The organism is Legionella bononiensis, assembly GCF_016786215.1.
GTDB lineage: Bacteria > Pseudomonadota > Gammaproteobacteria > Legionellales > Legionellaceae > Legionella > Legionella bononiensis.
On sequence record NZ_JADOBG010000022.1, the window covers coordinates 83,220 to 105,316 of the forward strand.

Here is a 22,097-nt window from a genome sequence, read left to right on the forward strand (position 1 = left end):
CCCATCTGCACGTCAAATTGCATTACTTTATTTAAGCTTAGCACTTTGTCAGAAGTCCAACGAGTTATTCAATCATGTATTTTGCCAATCAGGCAGTGCAATGGCCAAATGATTTCTCGTTCAATATCGATCTGTCCCCAGCTGGATTTCAATTCATTCAATATTAAATCTAGCGAATTAGATCCTTTCCGCTTTTGAAATTCCTTAACCGCAGACCATGTAGATAAATAACCAACCAACTGATTAAAGTTGATCCTCTTTTTTATGTAAAATTCAGGCGTTTCTATCAGAGTAAACGGAAATGGAATGGTCTGATATTTCTCATCTATATAAAAACGCTCTTTAGGCCAAAATTCAGTACCCAATACATCATAATAAAGTTGTTTAATAAGGCGATCTATAGAATCATCATTCAATGAACCCAAACTATAACACCAGGCTGCAATGATGCCTTCGGGACTACTGACTCGTTTGACCTCATCATAAAACAAGGGAAAATTGAACCAGTGCAGAGCCTGTGCAATAGTAATCAAACCAATAGAGCCTGACGGAATTGGAGTTTTTTCAGCCGGGGTGCAGACATACTTAATATTTTGCCGCTGTACCGCCACATCGAGCTGCGCCTGATTAATATCCGTAGCAATAACCTGTGAAAAACGTTCAGCCAAAGCCTTGGCTGCCTGACCATTTCCTGTGCCGCAATCCCATACGGTCACATCGTGAGCTACCCTCTGTGCCAGATGATCAAACAAAGCTGGAGGATAATCCGGACGACAAAGCAAATAGTGCTCGGTTTCTTTATTAAAATGACGGATATAGTCCCTATTCTCTTTACTCATCCCAGTTATCCCTCTCTTTATCCGATTCCGGCAAGAAGCCACCTACTTGTGCATCCCACATGGACTTATATAACCCGTTTCTGGCGACTAATTGATCGTGTGTACCGTCTTCAACAATTTTCCCTTGTTCAAATACAAGGATTCTATCCATATGCAATAAAGTAGATAAGCGATGAGCAATGACGATTGTTGTTTTAGATTCCATTAAATGCCATAGCGAATTTTGTATCGCTTCTTCTGTAAGAGAATCAAGTTGAGAAGTCGCTTCATCCAATATCACTAATTTGGCATTTTTTAATATAGCACGGGCAATGGCAACGCGCTGTCGTTGTCCTCCGGATAATTTAATCCCTCGTTCCCCGACCATAGTATTATATCCTTCAGGTAATAAAGAAATAAAATCATCACAGCAGGCCTTCTTAGAGGCCTCGATTACCTCTTCATCAGTGGCGCCAGGATTTCCATAGCGTATATTTTCCATCAGAGTTCGATGAAACAACGTAGTATCCTGGGGAATCATGCTGATTGCCGCGCGAAGTGATTCTTGTGTTACCTTGCTGATATCCTGCCCGTCAATCAGTATTCGTCCTGACTCAACATTAAAAAAGCGCAGTATTAAATGAATAAAGGTTGTTTTACCACTTCCTGAAAAACCAACCAGCCCTACTCGTTGATTCGGTTCTATGATTACCGATTTATTTTCGAATACTTTCTTTCCCTTGTTGTAATGGAAGGTAACATTCTCAAACTCAATTTTTCCTTCTTTAACAGCCAGAGGTTTTGCATCAGATTCATCCATAATATCAATAGGAGCACTAAGAAGTGCAATTGCCTGACGAGCAATACCAATTTCGCGATACAAATCAGCCATTGCATGGCATAAGTACCAAATTTGGGTCATGATGGCAAAAGAGACATTAAAAATAAATACCAAATCACCCGTAGTGATTAACCCTTTTTGCCAGAAAACCAATAACAGATAAACCATGGTTACCAACATTATTGTAACCGGGATGTCCAGATACAGACGAAATATATTCATATAGATAGTCAGCTTCTTGTTGCTTTGTTCCTCCTTATCCTGACTCAGCTTAATATAGGCCATTTCGTCGCGGGATCTGGCAAACAGCTTCACTGCATTTGCGTTGCTGAGACTGTCTACAATTTTCCCGCTTAATTCACTTTTATCCTCAGCATTCTCTATAGAATATCGATCTACTTTTTTTGATAATTGATAACTGATTAATAACTGCAAAACAATCCAGGTTAACAAAACTACGGCGAACCAATAATTAATGGTGCACATAAGTATCAAGGCAACAATAATGGATGAAAACGCGGCAATACCATACCAGGTAATGATCATAAAGATTGAATCCAATGCGCGCGGTAAATCATTAATTTTATTCGCCAGACTTCCGGCCATCTGATTGGAAAAGTAATGATAGGATTGTTTGCTTAAATAATCGAACACTGACATGCGCACATCAGCCTGAAATCTTGGAATAACATAACCTTGCCACCAATTTTGTAATCGCAAAATAAGCAGTAAAGTGATCCAGGCTCCGCCTCCTACCCATAACGCAGGAGCGACTGCTAAAAATATATTTTGACCTGGAGAATGTGAGCCTAATGCGTCGACAATCATTTTTAATGAATAAGGAATGGCATTATTTTCCAAAACCATAGTAATGGGAGCCAAGAAAAAAACAATAAAAGCCAAACGCTGTTTTTTAATAAAATATAAAAAAAACTGGCCTAATTTTTTAGGTAACTCTGCTGTATTTTTATTCTCATTATTCATAAGGTACACCCACTATTAGCATGAACTAACATCAACCATATTAACCTATTTATTTAACAATCAGATAAATTTATTATATATATGAGCGATATACATTTATTAAAGTATAGACAAAAATACGGAGTACCCTATTGAATTGTTGCGTCCTTTAACTTACCACAAGGACGATACTCCTGTGTTGATAAGTTAAAGGAACTCAATTTCAATAGGGATACTGATTCGAAATCTGTGCTTACGCAGCAGATGCTGTATTGGGAGCAGCGTTCATAATTGCGTCTTCAATAGCATTTATTTTTTTGACACTGTCGGTGGAGAAAAAAGAGAATTTACTACCATTTAAAACCATGCCAATACCAAGCGCTATACCATAACCAATTCCGGCAGTTAGAATGATAGCGGTTATGTTCAATATGATGGTCACCAATCCCCGATGTTTTTCAAGCTCAAGGCGATTAGCGGTAATCGATTTATCACAGACTCTTTTAAATTCTCTATAGCGATCTTGAGTTGGATTAGCAAAATACGCTTCACCTGCACTCACTAATTCTTTGTGAAGAGCTGAAGCCGCATCAAAGGCTTTCTTATAATTGAATTGACCTTTATTTACTTTTAATTCAAATTCACTCTTTTTTTCATGAAGTAAATTAAGATTTCTTTTAAATTGCAGCTCAATAACACGTGCTTGTCTTTGCTCTGATTTCTCAGGCTCATTAACGCGCTGATCTTTTAAATCCATTGCATTGGGATTGTCTAAAACGCCTTGTGGTGTTGACTTACAATCAACCAGACCCAGTGATTTGCGGCGATCAACAAGAGTCGAATATTCCTGTTCAGTCATTCCGGCCAGAAATTCGGCAGCTCTCTTTTTAATTTTCAGTTTTTTATCCACAATGCCCATATTGCACAATTTAGGCACTGAGTAAGGATTATCACCATTAAGATTTCTGGAATGTTGCTTTACATAATCATTGACTGGCTTCCCGTTGTATCTAACAAAATTTCTTCCCGATACATTGGTTCTATAATAATCTAAATCTTGAATGTGCTTAATTAATGACCCAAAATGCTGGGGTAAATCTATTATTTTTACATAATTCAAAAGTTTAATTGCTTCCAAAAAAGAGGGGCGATTAAACTGACTAAGTTCTTGACGTGATTGAACAAGAAATTGAATATAATCCGCATAATGTTCAAATCGACCTATATTCTCATGACTGACACAAGGTCTCAGAGTTTCATGAAGATCATTGATTTTAGAAAAGGCCAAGGCGTGATCCAATGCAAAATATGGACAATGTTTTCCCTCCATTTGTAAAAAGGCACCACTATAGGTAAGTTTTGCATTTGGACAATGTTCAAATATCGATGAAAAGCCTTGAAGAACAGTCGGCATAGAGTTTGCAGCATCAAGAAAATAAAACTCTAATTGTCCTTGATTCACTCGGACATCCATTGTACTCCAATGGTTTCCATGCTTAAAAATGATCTGAATACGCGTATTCTCAGGATATAGGTTTTTATTCTGATTCAGCTGGATTAAAAATTGATTAAATTCATTCTGTTCAGGATTCTTGTCATCTAAATTCAACACCACACAATTAAAGGTGGAATGATGCTTGTCCTTATAGTGTTTTAAACTGGCAACTGCTACAGTCATTGCTTCGATAGAGATAGGACAATCTTGAGATGCAAGTTCTTCTTTAACTTGGTCGATTGATAACATAGTAATTTAATTCTCATTTAAAATGCTCAAATTGTACACAAGGAATCTTAACGAAATATTATGAGGCAGCTGTCTTCTCATTATTATAAAGAGTGATACAAAAGTTTTTCTGAAGACAGGACATAAATAGGATCATGCCCTATAACGTTCAGGTAATGGGGAATATTCAGGAAGAAGAGTGGTTCGTAGATGTTTGTAGGTATTTGCCGAGTACATTGTCAACAGACCCTAGTCAATATTATTCAATTTAATCTTGATCTTAAGACACATAAAAGCGATGATTTTATCTTTTTGAAGTAGGAGATCGTGTGGAACACGAAACAATGGAATTTGATGTCATTATCGTGGGGGGTGGACCTGCGGGTTTATCTGCCGCTATAAAATTAAAACAATTAGCCCAGGCCTCACATCGAGAGCTGTCAGTATGTATTTTAGAGAAAGGGGCTCAGATTGGAGCTCATATTCTTTCCGGAGCAGTATTAGAGCCAAGAAGTCTCAAAGAATTACTTCCGGATACATGGCAAAACGCTCCCCTGGATACCCCGGTTACTCAGGATCAATTCTATTTCCTGACCGAAAAAAAATCGTATAAATTACCAACGCCCAAGCCCATGCATAATCAGGGAAACTACATTATCAGTCTAGGAGAGCTTTGTATATTTCTTGCCGAACAGGCAGAAGCCCTGGGCTGTGAAATTTACCCCGGATTTGCCGCAACAGAAGTACTGTTTAATGATAAAAATCAGGTTATCGGCATTTCAACAGGTAATGTTGGAATTGATAAAGAAGGCAAGGAAACCAATAATTTTCAACCAGGGATGCACTTATTGGCAAAACAAACGCTATTTGCCGAGGGCTGCCGTGGACAGCTGAGTCAGTATTTGATGGGACGATATCATCTTAGGGACAATGCACAACCACAAACTTATGGAATAGGAATAAAAGAAATATGGCAGGTAGATGCTTCTCGTCATGAACCCGGTAAAGTAATTCATACTATAGGCTGGCCCATGGATCACGCGACCTATGGAGGCTCCTTTATTTATCACCTCTCCAAACAACGTGTAGCCATCGGATTTGTTGTCGGTTTGGATTATAAAAATCCATGGTTAAATCCCTTTGCTGAATTACAACGATTTAAAACACATCCAATAATCAATTCTGTTTTAACCGGTGGAGAACGACTTAGCTATGGGGCGCGCGCGCTCAATGAGGGTGGATGGCAATCCCTTCCCAAGCTTATTTTTCCAGGCGGAGCATTAATTGGTGATGCGGCAGGTTTTCTCAATGTACCGAAAATCAAGGGAATACACACTGCGATGCAATCAGGAATGCTTGCTGCTCAAGCTTGTTTTGAAGTTTTAAATCAGGACTCTACGAATCAGCATGAGTTAAGTACCTATCCGGAAAAAATAAAAAATTCCTGGTTAGCTCAGGAGCTTTATTCGGTGCGTAACATTAGACCAGGATTTAAATTTGGACTTATCCCTGGTTTAATTAATGCGGCTTTTGAAACCTATATCACCAGAGGCCACTCTCCGTGGACTTTATCCAATCATGCCGATCATACGAGCCTTATTCCAGCAGATAAAGCAAAAAAAATTGACTATCCAAAACCCGATGGTAAATTAACTTTTGACAAGCTTTCTTCCGTTTTTTTATCCAATACCTATCATGAAGAAAATCAGCCCTGCCATCTCAAACTGCAACAACCGAAATTAGCCATTGATGTGAATCTAAAAATCTATGCCTCTCCCGAGAGTCGTTATTGCCCTGCTGCTGTATACGAAATAGTTGAGGAAGAACAAGGACCAAGATTACAGATTAATGCTCAGAACTGCATTCATTGTAAAACCTGTGATATTAAAGATCCTCGTCAAAATATTATCTGGCATGCCCCTGAAGGCGGTGGTGGGCCTAACTATACTGGAATGTAGCCTATATATAACTGACCCGCCATAAATCACTTCATGGCGGGTTTGAATCTGAGATTTTAAAGATCTTCCGGGTCTTTATTGATAATTTTAGGCCATTCATCATTCGCTTTTTTGATATAGCCATTAATGTCTTTAGACCAAATTTCCTGAATCTGATTGTTAAGGTTCAGATAGAGAGTTCCATCCACAATCTTCCATGCCAAAGGATCACTGATTATCTTTTTCCCAACGGATACCCCATAGGCACAATAACCGCCATATGCAGGCAAGTATTTTTTAGGATCCGCCTGAAATGCTTTTTTATTGGCGTCCGTTGCAAAAATATAACTGATCCCGTTATAAAAAACCGTATGATTGCCATTCCCTCGAACAGGGCCACTTTTTTGATGGTATGAAACCAGATCATATCCTTGCGCCCCTACCAGACTGTTGGCAAAATCGGCTGCAAAGCCTGTACCAGATAAGTTAAACCAGACAATTAGAGATACAACTAAAAATTTAAAGTTCTTCATTCTATCCATCCTTATTCATTAACAGGTTCAGCATTTATATCTATCTGTTTAAATAGATTATCAGGAGCTATTACTTATTCATCCTATTAAACAGGATAGGAGTTACTCGCAATTTATGCCATTACTTTTAATGTTCTGCTTATGCAGGCATGTACTTAATTCAAAAGAAGTTCAAACTCCAATTGAACTGCATTAGATAACAGCAGGTTTTAAAATTTGCTTATAATTTGGATAAAAATCTTCTAGCTGCTGTGATAAATGATCTACCGTACCCAAGGGAAACCAAATATCAGGTTTCGGTCTGGCACCTTCATGAAGTATAAGTTCCTGCATCAGGAGACCCAGTTTATTAACATCGAACTCAATTCCTCTATCACCGATTAATGCTTTAGTCTTTAAAAGTTCTAAAGCATCTCTTATCTTGGGCATAGAAAGCCAGATCTGAGGATCCATTTGATAAGTTTCATTACACTCCAGAGTACCGAGCAGAGTCAATGCCTTGGTATAATCATCAAAGGGTACAGTTAAATAATTTTCTTCAATTCGCTTCAGAATCAGACCAAGATGGAGGGCAACACCATAAGCCTCCATCTCTCTGTTTAGGCTCAATTCTTCAAATCGACTTAAACAATTCATAACATAATCCCGGATTGAAGCAAGCAAGGGCTTAACAAAAAAGCGCCTATCTGTTGTAAGTTGTCTGACTTTCACAGCTGAATGCATGGTATCAGGAACTACCGTCTGTTCCGTTATACCCATATTGGATCCATTCAGACCATCGGAGTATTCTTCGCGACAGTCAAAATCAGCAAGAAGATCTAAAAGATGTTTAAAATTATAATCAAATAAATCAACAAACGCATAACACTCCATGTGCAAAAAAATACGTGAATCATGAGTAGTAAACTTGAGCTGAAAGTAAGAATTGACAGGGAACTCAGTAGAATCTATGGACGAATGAATACCAGGAATATGTCTTTTCAGCTGGCTGAGTAACAGTTGATGATGAATACTATGACAAACAGCAAAATAAACCGTTAATGAATCTGAAGAGGTTTTAACCAAGATGGGTTGAAAATAATTCTGAAAACAAAATCCATAAGCTTTTTTAAGCGAAACAGAATCATTTGAGAGGGGAATCCCCAAAGAATTACCCGCTGTAAAAAAGGTTGGTAAACGAGTTAAAGCGCTTATTGAGCTGTCTTGCTCCTCCGAATCCAGGCTACCCTTTTCTGTATCCGGAATGTATATATCACCATCAAGTTTATTTATACCCCTCATAAAAACATCCTTTTAATATTTAAAACTCCATATAACCACAACCTGCCATTCTGTGGAGGTGTAATCGAAGGTACCGTAGTTTAAAAGATCAAGTCAAGTGCCAGAAAATGATATAAAATGCATTTACTTATATTTTTAAATTCTATTACAAATTCAGTGTATTTTTTCATTATTTAGCGCATTAAGTTGAACTCCCACCGGATTACATCACTCAAACATTTGTTCCTGTGTTAAATTTTTACTGCAATCAGATACTATCAGAGGTAATGACACCAACTTACAAGACTATAAAAACATCAAATCATAAGTTCTCATCAGCCTCTTAAAAATTACAATTTTACTACAGAACCGCTTTAATCCCGTTGTCATTTATCGATGATAAAGGTAGACTTGCGAGTGTAAGTCCCGGTGGCGCAGCTGGATAGCGCGGCCCCCTCCTAAGGGGCAGGTCACAGGTTCGAATCCTGTTCGGGACGCCAATGGAAACAGGTCTATTCCGAGGACATCGGTTACACATTACAGGGCTTCTCTCAATTTCCGTGACATTCATTAAGAATACAAAGCCATCACTGCATAGGACCTTAAAACAATGGAATGGTATTATTCATGTTATTATTTTAAAGATATATATTATGTCTGTATACGAGCAACACATAGTAGTTTGTGATCTTGTCCATGCAAATAATCATTCCAGGGATTACAAACTCATAATTGCCAATTCCATGATGAAATCCATTATAGATTTTCTAAATCATTGTTTCATCAGGTTGAAATTAAATATCGCATACCTCCCCTACGATTATGATCCCAACCATGAAAGCAGATGGACGTACTTCTTTTTAAGAGAAACTATAAGGAACAGTATCGACTCTTGTTATAGTAAACCTGATGCTCATATCGATCATATAGAAATTAAAGTCACCTTAAAAACTGTAGACGAGCACCTGTTTCTTAAGATAAAAGACAATGGAATCGGGTTCTCAGGCATAGCACCCGGAGTTAGATTGACAAAATCTCCTGAAAATACAAAAAAAGACAAAACAAAAATGTTAGGCGGCAAAGGATTTGGACTCGAAATTTGCCAAGAAAAATTGCCTTTGTTGTTTTGTAAAAACAGAAAACATGGGGGAGCCTCGGTTCAATGTTCGCTGGGAAAGAAACCATTTACCCTTAGTTTATAACATGTAATATGGGAACAGATTATACCCTGTATTGGATACCTAATTGACCCGTATTGTAGTCCATATTGCTAAAATGGACATTCCAAGGTGTGGTAGGTGCGTGGTTTGGGTATTGGGTAGAGCCAAATAAATAATCGCTATTCGCTATGTGGATTAATCTATATTCCCCAAACACTCTCCAATGCTCACTAATAATATATTTCAGACCAATTTTTGCTTGTGCTGCAAATGTCCAATCAGCGGCATTGGGATCTGAATTAAAGTGATTAATCCCTGGCTCAGGTGGTATAACCTGTGTTGAAACTGCATCTGAGATAAATATTCTTACAGCCCCTACACCTCCAGCAATATAGGGTTGAAATCCACCTAATCTTGATGATTTATAGGACAATACTGCATTAGTAAGAAACATTCCCATGTCCATTGGGAAAGTAACTTCGAAGGTATGACCTATTACTCTATTATTAGGATGAAATAAATCGGCGCTTTGATCGTTTCTCAGATAGAGTCCTTCAAACTCCGCTGCTGGAATTAAGCTTCCACTTCCAAAAGAACGTTCCGCCCACTCATAGCCTATATGTCCCCCAACGATACCGGCGGGATTACTGTCAGCGCCATTTGCCTGCACATCGAATGGTCCACCAATCCTATCCGGATATAGTGCGACTCCTTGCTGAGTTATACCCTCATTAGCAGAGTACCCTCCTCCCCCGAATAATCCCAAGTAAATCCCATTCTCCGCCCTTATAGTACCCATAGTTCCACCAACAGCATTGGAACAATAAAATGCTAATGAAATCATGCCTAATAAAATAGATTTATTCCAATGTCTTAATTGATACATCTTAATAATTTCTCAAATTAACTATTTGAATGTTCATAACTCTATGTCAATAAATCTTCTAAATCAACCTGCAATCATTCTGGCGATATCATCATAATCAAAAAGCAACCTCAAGTTGTGCTTAATACTGTATTTTATGCATTCGCTGTTTTAAATTTATCCCACTCCAATCCAAGGCTCCAAGGTTATATAATCCCATACACACCGGGCTTATTTACAAATAATGGCTGATGGAACAAATTTTCATGAGCTCTATTGATGTTCCAATAATTACTTGATAAGGTGCCTTAAAATTATGTTATAAATCAAAAAAAGTACCCCTCAGATATGAATACAGAACAATTATTTTCTTATGGTACCCTGCAATACGAAAAGGTACAGCATGCTAATTTCGGACGGAAACTACAAGGCAACATCGATTACTTACCTGGATTTGAATTATCGATGGTAGAAATCACTGTTCCTGATGTTATTGCTACCAGCGGAGAAGCCTTCCACCCGATTATTAGTTATACCGGTAATCCTGAAAACCGGGTAAAAGGTATGGTTTTTGAGCTCAGTATTGATGAACTAAAACGCGCAGACTCCTATGAGGTTTCTGATTATAAACGCATTAAAGTTCAACTGGACTCAGGTTTATCGGCCTGGGTATATGTCAGTGCGGCGACATGTTTAGAATGACATTTTAGGGTATCAGTAACATGACTTATTCTACCTAACAGCCTCTCCCTATAGACTCTTTACCTTTTAGGCCCGCCCTCATCTAAATGATTTAGTCCTTCCTTAAAAATTAAAGTAAATTTCTAATTCAACCGATTTTGGACAACAGGCAAAATTATGCCATTTTTTGATTTCATGCAAATATCAGCTACATTTTAATTGGTACACGAACATTTGAAGGAACCCAAATGAAACAGTTCATTTTATGTATTTTAATCACGTTTGGAACTGCTCTTTCTCATGCATCATCCAACACCGTTGAGTGTACTATGGAAGAAATGAACGATACGATTTCTTTTGTTATTCCTGAAACTATGGCTAAGGTCCCTTCGGTTGACTTTGACTATCCTATTAAAGTGATTCAATTCAGTATGAGATCGGGTAATTTACTTCTGGTTGCAGTTGATCAGGAAGACTCCTCTCGTCCAAGATTATTTATTTCTGCACAATTAAATAAAAAGAACAAGACCTATATTGGGCAGTTTATGACCGATTCTGGTGGTAATGAAATTCAACTGGATAATGGAGTTGTAACCTGTAAAGTGAATGGTACAGACCATTAACTTGGGGCAAAAAAATTATCAAAATAAATCAAATACTTTGAAAAGAACTCATTTTGTTTCTTTATCCAGTGAACTACTAAAAGACTGTATCACTTTTTTAACAGCAAAATGTTCAAATCGCTATACCCTATCATTTTTAAGCAGTCTCACATTGGTAACAGAAAAGTCAGCAAGACCCACAAAAACTCATCAAAGAATTCGATGATTTCTATCCCCAAACTCAATACAGTAAAGCTCAAATATTAACTGGAAATGGTTTATTCAGGAGGATAGCTGCAACCATAGACTATCAAACACTGTCGCCGTCATCATCTCGATATAATTACAATTAACGCTACTTTGTGGTTAGTTCATGTCTCCTGATTTCTTCTTTAAAATGTATTAATTCACATGCTAACCCGATTTGAACTCAATGACTAGCGAATGATATATAGTGAATGTAACACACTTGTTATTTACTACATAATGTAGCATATAATAACTAATTGCTATATTATGTGTTTTTTAGGAGAACTTTATGGGTATAGTAAAAATATCTGATGAATTGCATGAATCCACAAAGCTCATGGCCAGAGCCATGAGTCGTTCAATAAATTCTCAAGCAGAGTTTTGGATCAGAATAGGTAAATTAGCGGAAGAAAATCCATCCATTACTTATTCTGAAATTCTTAAAATTTTAGTTAATCAAGCATCATTGGGTGAAATACATTATGTTAATGAAGACGCATGATGAAATACAAAAAATGCGCATCGCGGGAAAGCTTGCAGCTTTAGTACTGGAAATGATAGAGCCTTATGTAATCGCAGGGAAAAGTACCAGTGAGCTTAATCAGCTGTGTCATCAATACATTACCGAGGATTTGGAAGCTATTCCGTCAACTTTAAATCATTATGGATTTCCAGCCTGTATTTGCACTTCGATTAATCATGTCGTATGCCATGGAATACCCTCTGATAAAATCATTAAAGATGGAGATATCCTTAATATCGACGTTACCGTAAAAAAAGATGGATATATTGGTGATACCAGTAAAATGTTTTTAGTTGGCACTGTAAAACCTTTCGCTAAAAAACTGGTGGACGTGACTCAAGAGTGTCTATATAAAGCCATTTCCATAGTACGCCCCGGGATTAGGCTCGGAGATATTGGGCATATTATCCAGACGCATGCTGAAAAAAATCGATATTCGGTGGTGCGTGAATTCGGTGGTCATGGTATTGGACGAACTATGTGGGAGGAACCCCATATAATGCATTTTGGCAAAGCCAATACTGGATTACAATTGCAGGCTGGAATGACCTTTACCATTGAACCAATGATCAATTTGGGTAGTAAAGAAGTCAAAACTCTGGCTGATGGATGGACGGTTGTCACAAAAGACCATAAATTATCGGCACAGTGGGAACATACAATTTTAGTGACTGATAATGGATATGAAATCCTTACTTTAAGATCAGATGAGACCGGGATAAATCGATTTAACCACTGATATCAGGATCAATGGCATAACTTTGGGGAAACAAATAACCATCCTTAAGATTGGAGTGTTATAAATTTTCATCGCTATACTACTCCTGATAAATAAAAAACAGAAGGGTTATAATGTATATACCCATTGTGTTATAATTGTACATATATTTTTATAAGTGAGTTCAAGATGCTTTTATTTAGTTCTGCTAAACCAACTGTTACTTTTACTAAATTAAACCAGGTTAATGAAGAATCATTTAGTGATTATTTAGAAATGGTCACAAAATGGTTCACTAATGAATGGGGTTATATTCATGATAAAATCGATGAAGGTAAATATAAAGAACCCGAACAAGCCATTGAAGATCGTATGCAATACTTGACCGAAAATGCAGACCGGGTTTATTTGGCTTTTTATAAAGAACTTCTTGTTGGTGCCTTTCGAATCGAAAATAAAATGGTAAATACCAATGAAATATGGTTTATCTACGTAGATCCCACGGCTCGTGGTTTAGGAGTAGGTCGTCAAATAGTACAGGAAATTAAACGTCTATCGAAAGACGAGATGGCCAATATCGTTTTATTAGAGACTTTAAAACCTAGTTTGAATCATTTATACAAATCTGAAGGTGCGGAACAAATTTGTGACAATACCCTGGATAACAATCCAACTGATGTCCTACGAATAAAACTGTAAACCATCCAAAATAGGCTGTTGTAACCTAAATACAGAGAATGAATAGGATAATAGAAGGCTTAAATAGCTTTATTATTCAGGCTATGAAATGTTAAGATTTTGGAATAATGAGGTACAGCAGCAATTTGATTTAGTTATGGATGATATATATAGCTATGTAATGAATGATGCTTGATCCCCTCATCCGCCTGTCGGCACCTTCTCCCTGAGGGAGAAGGATCTTTCGCTGAAATCCTTTGTTCTTCCCTGCAGTTAGCCTTCAGCTTTTCTTGACACAAAGTCCAATCGTTCATTTCTAATCTTATCAAGATCTCGCTAGAATCGCCTTCTCCCTCCTGAAGAAGGACCTTTCACGGAAATCCCTTGTTTTTCCTTACAGTTAACCTCCAGTTTTTCTTGACACAAAGCTCACTGATTCATTTCTAATCTTATCAAGATCTCGCTAGGATTTCCTTCTCCCTCCTGAAGAAGGACCTTTCACGGAAATCCTTTGTTTTTCCTTACAGTTAACCTTCAGTTTTTCTTGACACAAAGCTCACTGATTCATTTCTAATCATATCAAAATCTCGCTCGAATCGCCTTCTCCCTCCTGAAGAAGGACCTTTCACGGAAATCCTTTGTTTTTCCTTACAGTTAACCTTCAGTTTTTCTTGACACAAAGCTCACTGATTCATTTCTAATCTTATCAAAATCTCGCTAGGATCTCCTTCTCCCTCAGGGAGAAGGTGCCGACAGGCGGATGAGGGGATCTTAAAATTTTTAAATTGTTCCATTAAAATACTTAGTCCAACCAACAATGGATTAAACACATGGAATTATTAGATAAAGCAAAAAAACTACGTAAAAACAGCACCAGCATGGAAAGTAAAATATGGAATTCCCTAAGATCACGCCGATTTCAAGGCTTTAAATTCAGAAGACAATGTCCTTTGGGTAACTATATTGTAGATTTCATTTGTATCGAAAAAAAGTTAATTATTGAGATAGATGGTGGTCAGCATAATGAGTGTAGGCAAAATGAATACGATAAAATAAGGACTAACTATCTTAATCATTTAGGCTATAAAGTGTTAAGATTTTGGAATAATGAGGTACAGCAACAATTTGATTTGGTTATGGATGTTATATATAACTTTTTAATGAATGATGCATGATCCCCTCATCCGTCTGTCGGCACCTTATCCCTGAGGGAAAAGGAGATTCTAGTGAGATCTTGATAACATTTGCAATGAAACATTGATCATTGTCTAAATAATTACTTAAGGCCAATTGGAAGTTCCCTCTTTCGCTCTGAGGAACATAAAAAGTGAGAAGCGCTGAGAGTCCATTCCCCACATGCTCTTCATCAATAGAACGACAGATTCAACTTCACCAGCAATTTGATGTCTTTAAAATTGATATAATCTCCCCACAGCCGAAGGGATAACGATGTTATCACCAAAAGCATTTCCCAAAGCACTAACAGCCCTCCATCCGGTACAATGCGCTGGAATTATCATTTTCAGATCAAATTGTTTCATATCATCTACGGTATCAGGAATAATGTGCTCTACTGCTCGACCTGATAAGTGAAAACCACCCATCACGGCATATAAGGGGATCTCAGGGAATAAATTTTTAGCCTCTTTTAAAACATTCACAATTCCTGCATGAGAACAAGCAGAAAAAATAATCAATCCTTTATTTTTTACATGTACCACAAGAAATCGTTCGTCCATTATCCAAGGATCAGGAACCCAATCCTGGTTCGGTAACTGCCTTACATGTCCAGGAAAACCCTTTTCGTAGGCCGTAACTCGCGGAATTTCTCCGCTAAGATAAAACATGTCATCCAATAGTAATCGTGCTTCATCAGAACTATTTAATTCAGCACTATGCTGATACAACTCATCAATAGAAGGAATTTTTTTAAAAGGATGAATCTGCTCATCAAATTTCAATGCGCGTTGATGAAACATTCCTGAATTAATGTGAAAAACCACTTTTTGCTGCGGATTTTTTGATTTAATTAAATTTAATGCTGCCAAAAAACCGCCGGCATGATCCCAATGGCCATGAGACAATACTATTTCTTCAATCTTTGTGGGATCGATCTTTAATTTAGTGATATTTCTTTGAAATACCTCGCCTTCCGGTCCTGCATCAAACAATAGTGAATGAGTCGATGAACCCTTTGAAGCAGTGATTAAAAGAGACAGGCCATGAGCACCGCAGCAAAGACATTCACCAGATAATTCCTCCATGCCATGATGCTCAAGATAATCCATTTCATGAGTTACATTGGAGGGTACAGTTGAAAGACTGTCAGTAACATTATCTACAATAACTTGAACCTGCAATGTGTCTACTTCGACTAAAGTCATTTTTGATCCTTAAAGCAAATTACAAAAATAACCTAGCTTACAGTCACAGGAGCAAAAATTAAATATAATTAAACAACGTTAAACCTTGAATTCGGACAAAACTTTGTTGCGCGATCTGTAAATTCAAAACTTGAATGTTAAATTCTGTTGCTACTTTTACAGGATCGATCTCCCTGAGCAGTTTCAAAGCCGCCGCACTGGTATCAAGTAAATTCTTATTCGCATTATCGGCGCTTTCCAATTGATTTAATCGAGCGCCCAAATCTGCTTGAACTTCAGAAATATGAGAAAATGCTTTATCTAACTGAGCCAGTAATTGATTGTTTTCAGTTTCAGTTGCTGCCTTATCCACTGCTGTTTTATAGGGTTTATTCAGATTGGCTATCATGCGTTGTACTGTTGAAAACATGGATTCGTTTTTGGATGGAGCAATTGCGAAAGAATCGCCCGCCTGTGGTGTACCACTTACTGTCATTTCCATACCATTAAAAGAAATTACCGAACCCTCCTGATATAAAGGAGCGTCATCGGGTAAACCAGTAGGTGGAATTACATCTCCGCTTGCAGTGCCACTAACCATGACTACCATTTTACCTTGAGTATTCAATGCAAAACTCATAGTATAATTATCAGATACATAAGCAAGAGGATTGACTACTGAACCGGTACTGACCACCGCGGTGCCCGTGTTTGGAGTAGCGGTTTGCTTAATTGTAAAAGTTCCATTGCCATTGGGAATGCGCATAAACACATTATCGCCAGTGTCATTATTAGCTACTTGTAAACTATGGGTTACTGCCTGAAATCGTTGCGTACTGTCTCCATTATAAACATATTGCCCCGTTCCATTTATTGAAAACGGCTGAACAAACGATTTTCCTCCACTAAACATGTAATTACCATTTGAATCTTTGGTATTAGCATAATCCAGTAATTGACCCAGGAGATTTTTCGCCTCTACGGATAAAGCCTTTCTATCTTCTTCAGACAAGGCACCATTGCCTGCCTGAATTTGAATTTCTCTCAAACGGTTTAAAGAGCTAATCGCATCACTTAATATCCCCTCTTCCAAACTCAGGGCACTTTCCACAGACTGCCGATTTTTTTGTAACAATTCTGTAGCACCTATACGATGATTCATCAGCTCGATTTGAGCAGAGGCCACCGGATCATCAGATGGCGATTCAACTTTCAACCCACTGGATTGCTGTGATTGCAATTTCAATACCCGTCCTTGCAGATCCAATAAATTATTTAATCCACTTTGATACATTTGATTGGTAGAAATTCGCATTTATCACCTCATCATATCGAATAATAAGCTCATCATTTGATTGGATATCTCCAGCAGTTTCCCTGCGGCTTCATAGGCTTGTTTAAATTTAAGGAGATTAATTCCTTCCTCATCTTGATTCACACCGCTTTTACTTTGCCAAAAATCAAGCGCTTGTTTATGTAGTACATCGGCAGATTCTGAACTTAATTGAGCTTGTTTGGTATGTCCGCCGACTTCAGCCAATAAATTGGCATAACGATCAAAAAGATTTTCAGTTCCATTCGATAAAAACTTGCTTTGTTGAATACCCGATAAACCTAAACCATTACGGTTGTCACCTGCCGCGCCTGAATTATATTCCGCAGTAAATTGATCCCCTGACTTAGGTATGCCCGATATCACCACAGAATAGGATGGATTCAACGCATCGGGTATCTGAATAGTATTATTTGTATTTGGTACAAAAGCCAATGGTCCGGTTGTTGTGCTGTCAGTTACATTAACCAGGTTATATTGCGTGTCCGATATAAAATCAATTCGATATTGTTTATTAACTGCCGTAGTATTGTATACCGTGCCTAAAGCAATTTGCCCCTGACCTGTATTATTCAGTGACGCTCTGGTACTGACGGGTGAAGCCAGAGCGATTTCACGAGCATCATTAATTTGTAATGCCAAATCTCTTGCTGCGCCACGAGTTGGAATAAGGGTAAAGCGATCATTATTCGCAAGATTTGCAGTATCATCAACGGTTATCGTCATACCCTCAAAAACGAGTTGACCTGCTGGAGGCGTGGGTGGAGTATTGGTCCAGTTGAGTATTGTTGAAGATCCATCTGATTTACGAGTCACTCGTACCTCATTGGTCAATGCATCGGTAACTACCACTTCATAATCGCTTAATTTCGTTTGTGATATATCAGAAATGGCTACCGATAACACCCCTGTTCCTGTATTTGTTGATGGCGCTACGACCCTATTCCTTTGCTGCGCAGGACTATTAAAATCAGTAAAGAAATCCTTACCAATTTGATTATTCAAATCCATACCCAATTTATGTTGCGCATTAAAGGTTTGAGCCAGTCCTATGGCCATTTGACCTATCATTTGGCCGGCTTGAGCAATCACATCGTGTTCATAATCCATTAATCCACCAAGCATACCTGAAGTTAATCTTGATGTGATATCTATTTGACCGGTTCCATTACTCAAATAAACCTGGGTTCCGGATACTCCTGAATTACCTGTACCGACAACTAAATCTCTTTGCTCAGTGCCTGAAACCAGCATGTCACCAGTTGCAATTCCGACACTGATTGTGCCATCGCCCTGATCAAAAATAGACAAGTTGGTATATTGAGACAGTTCTTTAAGCAATTCATCCCTTCTATCCAGTAATTCCGGTGAATCAGAGGTGCTCATCAACTGTTTATTTATAGCCGCTATGTCTTTGGTAAGTTGATTGATTTGGCGTACAGCACCCGAAATCTGGGCTGTTGAATTCTGTTGATATTCATCCAGTTTGGTTTGCATGGAGGTAAACTGCTGCACTAATAATTGACTTTGTTTTAATGCCACACTTCTTGAAGAGATACTGTCCGGAGCACTGTTTAATTGACCCAAGGCATCAAAGAAAGACTGTAGTGAGGTTGAAATGCTGGTTCCATCCTGAGACAGTAATTTATCAATCTGAATGGCTTGGGTATAGAAGGTATCAAATTGAGATTTCAGGCTTAAAGTACTTCTGACTTGCGAATTAATGAACTGATCAACATTACGATCAATTGACGAAACAAATACGCCACTACCGACAAATGAGCCGGCATAACGTTGAGAAGGACCTGGACTAAACTGAATGGTCTGTCGTGAGTAACCTTTAGTAGTCGCATTGGCTATATTGTTTCCCGCCACTTCGAAGGCACGCTGAAAAGCACTTAATCCTGAATAAGCAATACTCAGTATGGACATATTCGTTCACTCCCTAAACTAATACATACAATTATTTCAAGTGTTATACTTGATCGGCTAAGCCACATCTTTGTATTGCCTGATTCAATTCATCGCCATGATAAATAGACAGAATTTTACTTCCATAATTCGGATCACTTGCATATCCGGCTTTATGCAGTTCCTGAACGTAGAGGTCTGGATTCCCTGCATTGGCCAAGGCGCTCTGATATCGATCACTGCCTTTTATTAAAGAAACATAATCATTAAAACTGTGTTCGACCGAAGGATATTTACGAAACGACGCATTCATGCTGATTGGCGTATCGGCAATATACTCCGTAGTTTTAATATTCACTGATTCGAACTCTTTACTGGATCCGGTTTTAACATTAAATAAATTATTACTGCTGGAACCGTCTGCATCTTTTGCAACAAACTTTCCCCAACCTGTTTCAAGAGCTGCCTGCGCGATCAACACTTTGGGATCAAGTCCCATTAAAGATGCTGCCTGTTTGGCTTTAGGCCAAATGGACTTAACAAAGTCATCAATAAGTGCTGTTTCTGCTCCCTTTTGCTCTTTAGGCTCGCTTGCCCTGTTGAGTGGAAGGGGCGAATCAGTACTTCCTGTTTTAATGGCATCTGGATGACTTCCACCTACAGTACCTTCCAATTGCCTTGATAACATGGAAGCTAAACCTATACCGCCAGACCCTGCAATATTGTTAGCATATTGTCCGTCCAGCATCTCCTGAAAAGTCGCCTCATTCTTGCCACTAAAAGGACTGGACTCATCAAGAAAATGTTGTCCCATACGCATACTTTTAAGCATGGATTGCAAAAATATGCCTTCAAATTGCCTGGCAACTTCCGGTAAAGCCTTTTTTCCATCTTTATTAGCCTGGACTTTCAATTCATTTAAACTTTGAAAATCACTGACAGCTATCCGTTCTACTTTCATTTCCATCACCTGTTCATTACATCTTTAAATTACGATTAATGTTGCATTCAACGCACCTGCCTGCTGTAAGGCTTCAAGGATGGAGATTACATCCGCCGGCGTTGCTCCTACAGCATTAATTCCTCGAACGATATCCTTTAATGTGGTTCCTTTAGGAAGCACGAAGGCATGATTACTCTTTTGCTGAACATTAACCTGAGATTGTTGTGTTGAAACGGTCCGTCCACCAGCAAATGCATTAGGTTGGCTTATTACCGGTGTCTCAGTAATACTGACTACCAGATTGCCATGAGATACAGCTGCCGATTTCACAATGACATTACTGGAGATAACCACAGTACCAGTTCTTGAATTAATAATAATTTTAGCAACGGGCTCTCCCGGCCTGAACTCTATGTTCTCAAGTACAGAAACATAATCTACACGTTGTGACAACTTTTTCGGAGCAGTGACCGTAACTGAGGCAGCATCCAATGGTCTTGCGGTACCAGGTCCCATCATTTCATTAATGGCGTCACTCATTCGTTTTGCAGTAGTAAAATCAGGCGCATGTAAATTAAAGGTTAATGTTTTTGAGAAATAAAACGGATTTGGGATATCTGCTTCGACAGTAGCACCATTAGGAATTCGACCACCACTTGGAACGTTGACGGTCACACTGGAACCATCAGAACCCGAAGCGCTGATTCCTGAAACAACAACATTTCCCTGCGACATGGCATAGACACGACCATCCGCTCCTTTTAACGGGGTAAGCAACAAGGTTCCCCCTAATAGACTTTTAGAATCTCCTATCGATGAGATATTAACATCCAACGTTTGCCCTTTTTTCATAAAAGTAGAAAGACTGGCAGTTACCATAACCGCAGCAATATTTTTGGAATTAAGTTTGGTGCCTGCAGGGATATTAATACCCAACTGGGTTAACATATTGGCGAAACTGTCTTCAGTATATTTAGTACCTGATTTATCACCTGTACCATTTAAACCCACAACTAATCCATAGCCAACCAACTGGTTAGTTCGAACTCCAGCCAAAGTAGCAATGTCTTTGATCCGCTCGGCAAAAGCCTGGCTTGCCATCAAATTCATTGTTATCAACCATGTAATAATCAGCACTCGCCGCATTACAGTTCCTTGTTGTTAACCTGTTACATAACCTGCACCTTTGAAAGTGTTTCAAAGGTGCTCATTTACCCATGTACACTTCGCTACTCGAACTATTTGTGCCCTACACTTAATCACCAGTTACAGATTATGCAAAAGGTCTCTATAAATTATGTTGGAAATAGAGGGCTCCAAAGGAATCGAGCTAACCAACCCTGAGCATTAGTATTATTAATTTGTCCTGTACCGCCATAAGAGATCCGGGCATTCGCAACTCTATCTGAGTTAATCGAGTTATCTGCTCTAATATCTTGAGGACGAACTATACCAGAAAGCTGCACGTATTCATTACCTTGGTTAATTTTAACCCATTTCTCACCCTGAACAACCATATTTCCATTCGGAAGGACTTTTGCAACCGTAACCGAAATACTACCAGCCAATCGATTATTCTGAATAGATTTTGCATCACCAGTAAATTTCCGTTGATTACTCAGATCAAAATCCATACTGTATCCGCTACCTAATGATATAGGTCTGCCCAGAAATAGATTATTAGTCACTTGTTCTTGATCATTTTTCTTTTGCGTTGTAGACGCATTTTTTTGAGCATCAGTTCGTTCAACCAGAAATATAGTCAATATATCACCCGGATGTCTTGCTCTAGGGGTTTCAAAAAGGGGTAATGCGGTCTCACTGCTATAAATTGCTCCATTGGCTTTACGCAGCTCCTTAGGATCCGGGGAAGCCGGATAAGTTGGGGCATAATCAGGATTAGTTCCTGGAGCAGGTGGATTAATTGCTTCACACCCGCCCAAAAGAAGTACTGACAAACACGTCATTGCTAGATTTATAGTTTTCATGACACGAA

20 protein-coding genes, 1 tRNA gene and 1 pseudogene are annotated in these 22,097 nt (G+C 38.4%); 10 read left to right on the top strand and 12 right to left on the bottom strand.

Features of this window, described 5'->3' with window-relative positions:
• Positions 1–68: 68 nt before the first annotated feature.
• The 3 genes from IZU94_RS14120 to IZU94_RS14130 form a co-directional block, all read right to left on the bottom strand.
• Positions 69–839 carry a class I SAM-dependent methyltransferase gene (locus IZU94_RS14120; RefSeq protein ID WP_203111899.1) on the bottom strand — a complete coding sequence of 257 codons (771 nt, stop codon included), beginning with the start codon at positions 837–839 and terminating at the stop codon, positions 69–71.
• A complete protein-coding gene (locus IZU94_RS14125) occupies positions 832–2,643 on the bottom strand; it encodes an ABC transporter ATP-binding protein (RefSeq protein WP_203111901.1) in 1,812 nt (603 codons plus the stop codon). Before IZU94_RS14125 ends, IZU94_RS14120 begins: the two co-directional genes overlap by 8 nt.
• Before the next feature lie 232 nt (positions 2,644–2,875).
• Complete coding sequence (locus IZU94_RS14130) at positions 2,876–4,366, bottom strand: YopJ family acetyltransferase (RefSeq protein WP_203111903.1); 1,491 nt, start codon at positions 4,364–4,366, stop codon at positions 2,876–2,878.
• 308 nt (positions 4,367–4,674) lie between these two features.
• Between IZU94_RS14130 and IZU94_RS14135 the strand changes: the two genes are divergently transcribed.
• Positions 4,675–6,303: an electron transfer flavoprotein-ubiquinone oxidoreductase gene (locus IZU94_RS14135; protein WP_203111905.1), complete on the top strand. Its 1,629-nt coding sequence runs from the start codon at positions 4,675–4,677 to the stop codon at positions 6,301–6,303.
• 56 nt (positions 6,304–6,359) lie between these two features.
• On the opposite strand, the gene IZU94_RS14140 is transcribed toward IZU94_RS14135, so the two are convergent.
• Together IZU94_RS14140 and IZU94_RS14145 are read right to left on the bottom strand one after the other, a co-directional pair.
• The gene (locus IZU94_RS14140; protein WP_203111906.1) at positions 6,360–6,815 is read right to left on the bottom strand and encodes a YHS domain-containing (seleno)protein; all 456 of its coding nucleotides are present in this window, start codon (positions 6,813–6,815) and stop codon (positions 6,360–6,362) included.
• A gap of 192 nt (positions 6,816–7,007) precedes the next feature.
• Complete coding sequence (locus tag IZU94_RS14145) at positions 7,008–8,096, bottom strand: hypothetical protein (protein ID WP_203111908.1); 1,089 nt, start codon at positions 8,094–8,096, stop codon at positions 7,008–7,010.
• Positions 8,097–8,498: 402 nt separating this feature from the next.
• Between IZU94_RS14145 and IZU94_RS14150 the strand changes: the two genes are divergently transcribed.
• Together IZU94_RS14150 and IZU94_RS14155 are read left to right on the top strand one after the other, a co-directional pair.
• Positions 8,499–8,575: transfer RNA gene (locus IZU94_RS14150), tRNA-Arg, on the top strand.
• Between the two features lie 153 nt (positions 8,576–8,728).
• A complete protein-coding gene (locus IZU94_RS14155; protein ID WP_203111910.1) occupies positions 8,729–9,277 on the top strand; it encodes an ATP-binding protein in 549 nt (182 codons plus the stop codon).
• Positions 9,278–9,296: 19 nt separating this feature from the next.
• On the opposite strand, the gene IZU94_RS14160 is transcribed toward IZU94_RS14155, so the two are convergent.
• Positions 9,297–10,121 (bottom strand): outer membrane protein, encoded by an 825-nt coding sequence (locus tag IZU94_RS14160; protein ID WP_203111912.1) that lies wholly within the window; start codon positions 10,119–10,121, stop codon positions 9,297–9,299.
• Between the two features lie 327 nt (positions 10,122–10,448).
• On the opposite strand from IZU94_RS14160, the gene IZU94_RS14165 reads away from it, so the two are divergent.
• The 7 genes and pseudogenes from IZU94_RS14165 to IZU94_RS14195 all read left to right on the top strand — a co-directional run bounded on the left by IZU94_RS14165 (position 10,449) and on the right by IZU94_RS14195 (position 14,726).
• Positions 10,449–10,802, top strand: a complete 354-nt coding sequence (locus tag IZU94_RS14165) for a gamma-glutamylcyclotransferase family protein (RefSeq protein ID WP_203111914.1) — start codon at positions 10,449–10,451, stop codon at positions 10,800–10,802.
• A gap of 227 nt (positions 10,803–11,029) precedes the next feature.
• Positions 11,030–11,404: a hypothetical protein gene (locus tag IZU94_RS14170; protein ID WP_203111916.1), complete on the top strand. Its 375-nt coding sequence runs from the start codon at positions 11,030–11,032 to the stop codon at positions 11,402–11,404.
• Positions 11,405–11,921: 517 nt separating this feature from the next.
• Positions 11,922–12,134 (top strand): ParD-like family protein, encoded by a 213-nt coding sequence (locus IZU94_RS14175; RefSeq protein WP_203111919.1) that lies wholly within the window; start codon positions 11,922–11,924, stop codon positions 12,132–12,134.
• Complete coding sequence (map, locus tag IZU94_RS14180) at positions 12,115–12,894, top strand: type I methionyl aminopeptidase (protein ID WP_203111930.1); 780 nt, start codon at positions 12,115–12,117, stop codon at positions 12,892–12,894. Before IZU94_RS14175 ends, map begins: the two co-directional genes overlap by 20 nt.
• A 168-nt stretch (positions 12,895–13,062) precedes the next feature.
• Positions 13,063–13,572 (top strand): GNAT family N-acetyltransferase, encoded by a 510-nt coding sequence (locus IZU94_RS14185; RefSeq protein WP_203111932.1) that lies wholly within the window; start codon positions 13,063–13,065, stop codon positions 13,570–13,572.
• An 85-nt stretch (positions 13,573–13,657) separates the two neighbouring features.
• A pseudogene (locus IZU94_RS18460) lies at positions 13,658–13,747 on the top strand (hypothetical protein); the annotation flags it as partial.
• A 634-nt stretch (positions 13,748–14,381) separates the two neighbouring features.
• A complete protein-coding gene (locus IZU94_RS14195; RefSeq protein ID WP_203111934.1) occupies positions 14,382–14,726 on the top strand; it encodes an endonuclease domain-containing protein in 345 nt (114 codons plus the stop codon).
• Positions 14,727–14,960: 234 nt separating this feature from the next.
• Here IZU94_RS14195 and IZU94_RS14200 read toward each other — a convergent pair whose 3' ends face one another.
• The 6 genes from IZU94_RS14200 to flgH form a co-directional block, all read right to left on the bottom strand.
• Positions 14,961–15,935, bottom strand: a complete 975-nt coding sequence (locus IZU94_RS14200; protein WP_203111937.1) for an MBL fold metallo-hydrolase — start codon at positions 15,933–15,935, stop codon at positions 14,961–14,963.
• 58 nt (positions 15,936–15,993) lie between these two features.
• Complete coding sequence (flgL, locus tag IZU94_RS14205) at positions 15,994–17,229, bottom strand: flagellar hook-associated protein FlgL (protein ID WP_203111940.1); 1,236 nt, start codon at positions 17,227–17,229, stop codon at positions 15,994–15,996.
• 3 nt (positions 17,230–17,232) lie between these two features.
• Positions 17,233–19,179, bottom strand: coding sequence for a flagellar hook-associated protein FlgK (flgK, locus tag IZU94_RS14210; RefSeq protein WP_203111943.1), 1,947 nt, complete (start codon positions 19,177–19,179; stop codon positions 17,233–17,235).
• A 43-nt stretch (positions 19,180–19,222) separates the two neighbouring features.
• Positions 19,223–20,119: a glucosaminidase domain-containing protein gene (locus IZU94_RS14215; RefSeq protein WP_203111946.1), complete on the bottom strand. Its 897-nt coding sequence runs from the start codon at positions 20,117–20,119 to the stop codon at positions 19,223–19,225.
• 24 nt (positions 20,120–20,143) lie between these two features.
• The gene (locus tag IZU94_RS14220; protein WP_203111950.1) at positions 20,144–21,247 is read right to left on the bottom strand and encodes a flagellar basal body P-ring protein FlgI; all 1,104 of its coding nucleotides are present in this window, start codon (positions 21,245–21,247) and stop codon (positions 20,144–20,146) included.
• Between the two features lie 149 nt (positions 21,248–21,396).
• Positions 21,397–22,089: a flagellar basal body L-ring protein FlgH gene (flgH, locus tag IZU94_RS14225; RefSeq protein WP_203111953.1), complete on the bottom strand. Its 693-nt coding sequence runs from the start codon at positions 22,087–22,089 to the stop codon at positions 21,397–21,399.
• Positions 22,090–22,097 lie beyond the last annotated feature (8 nt).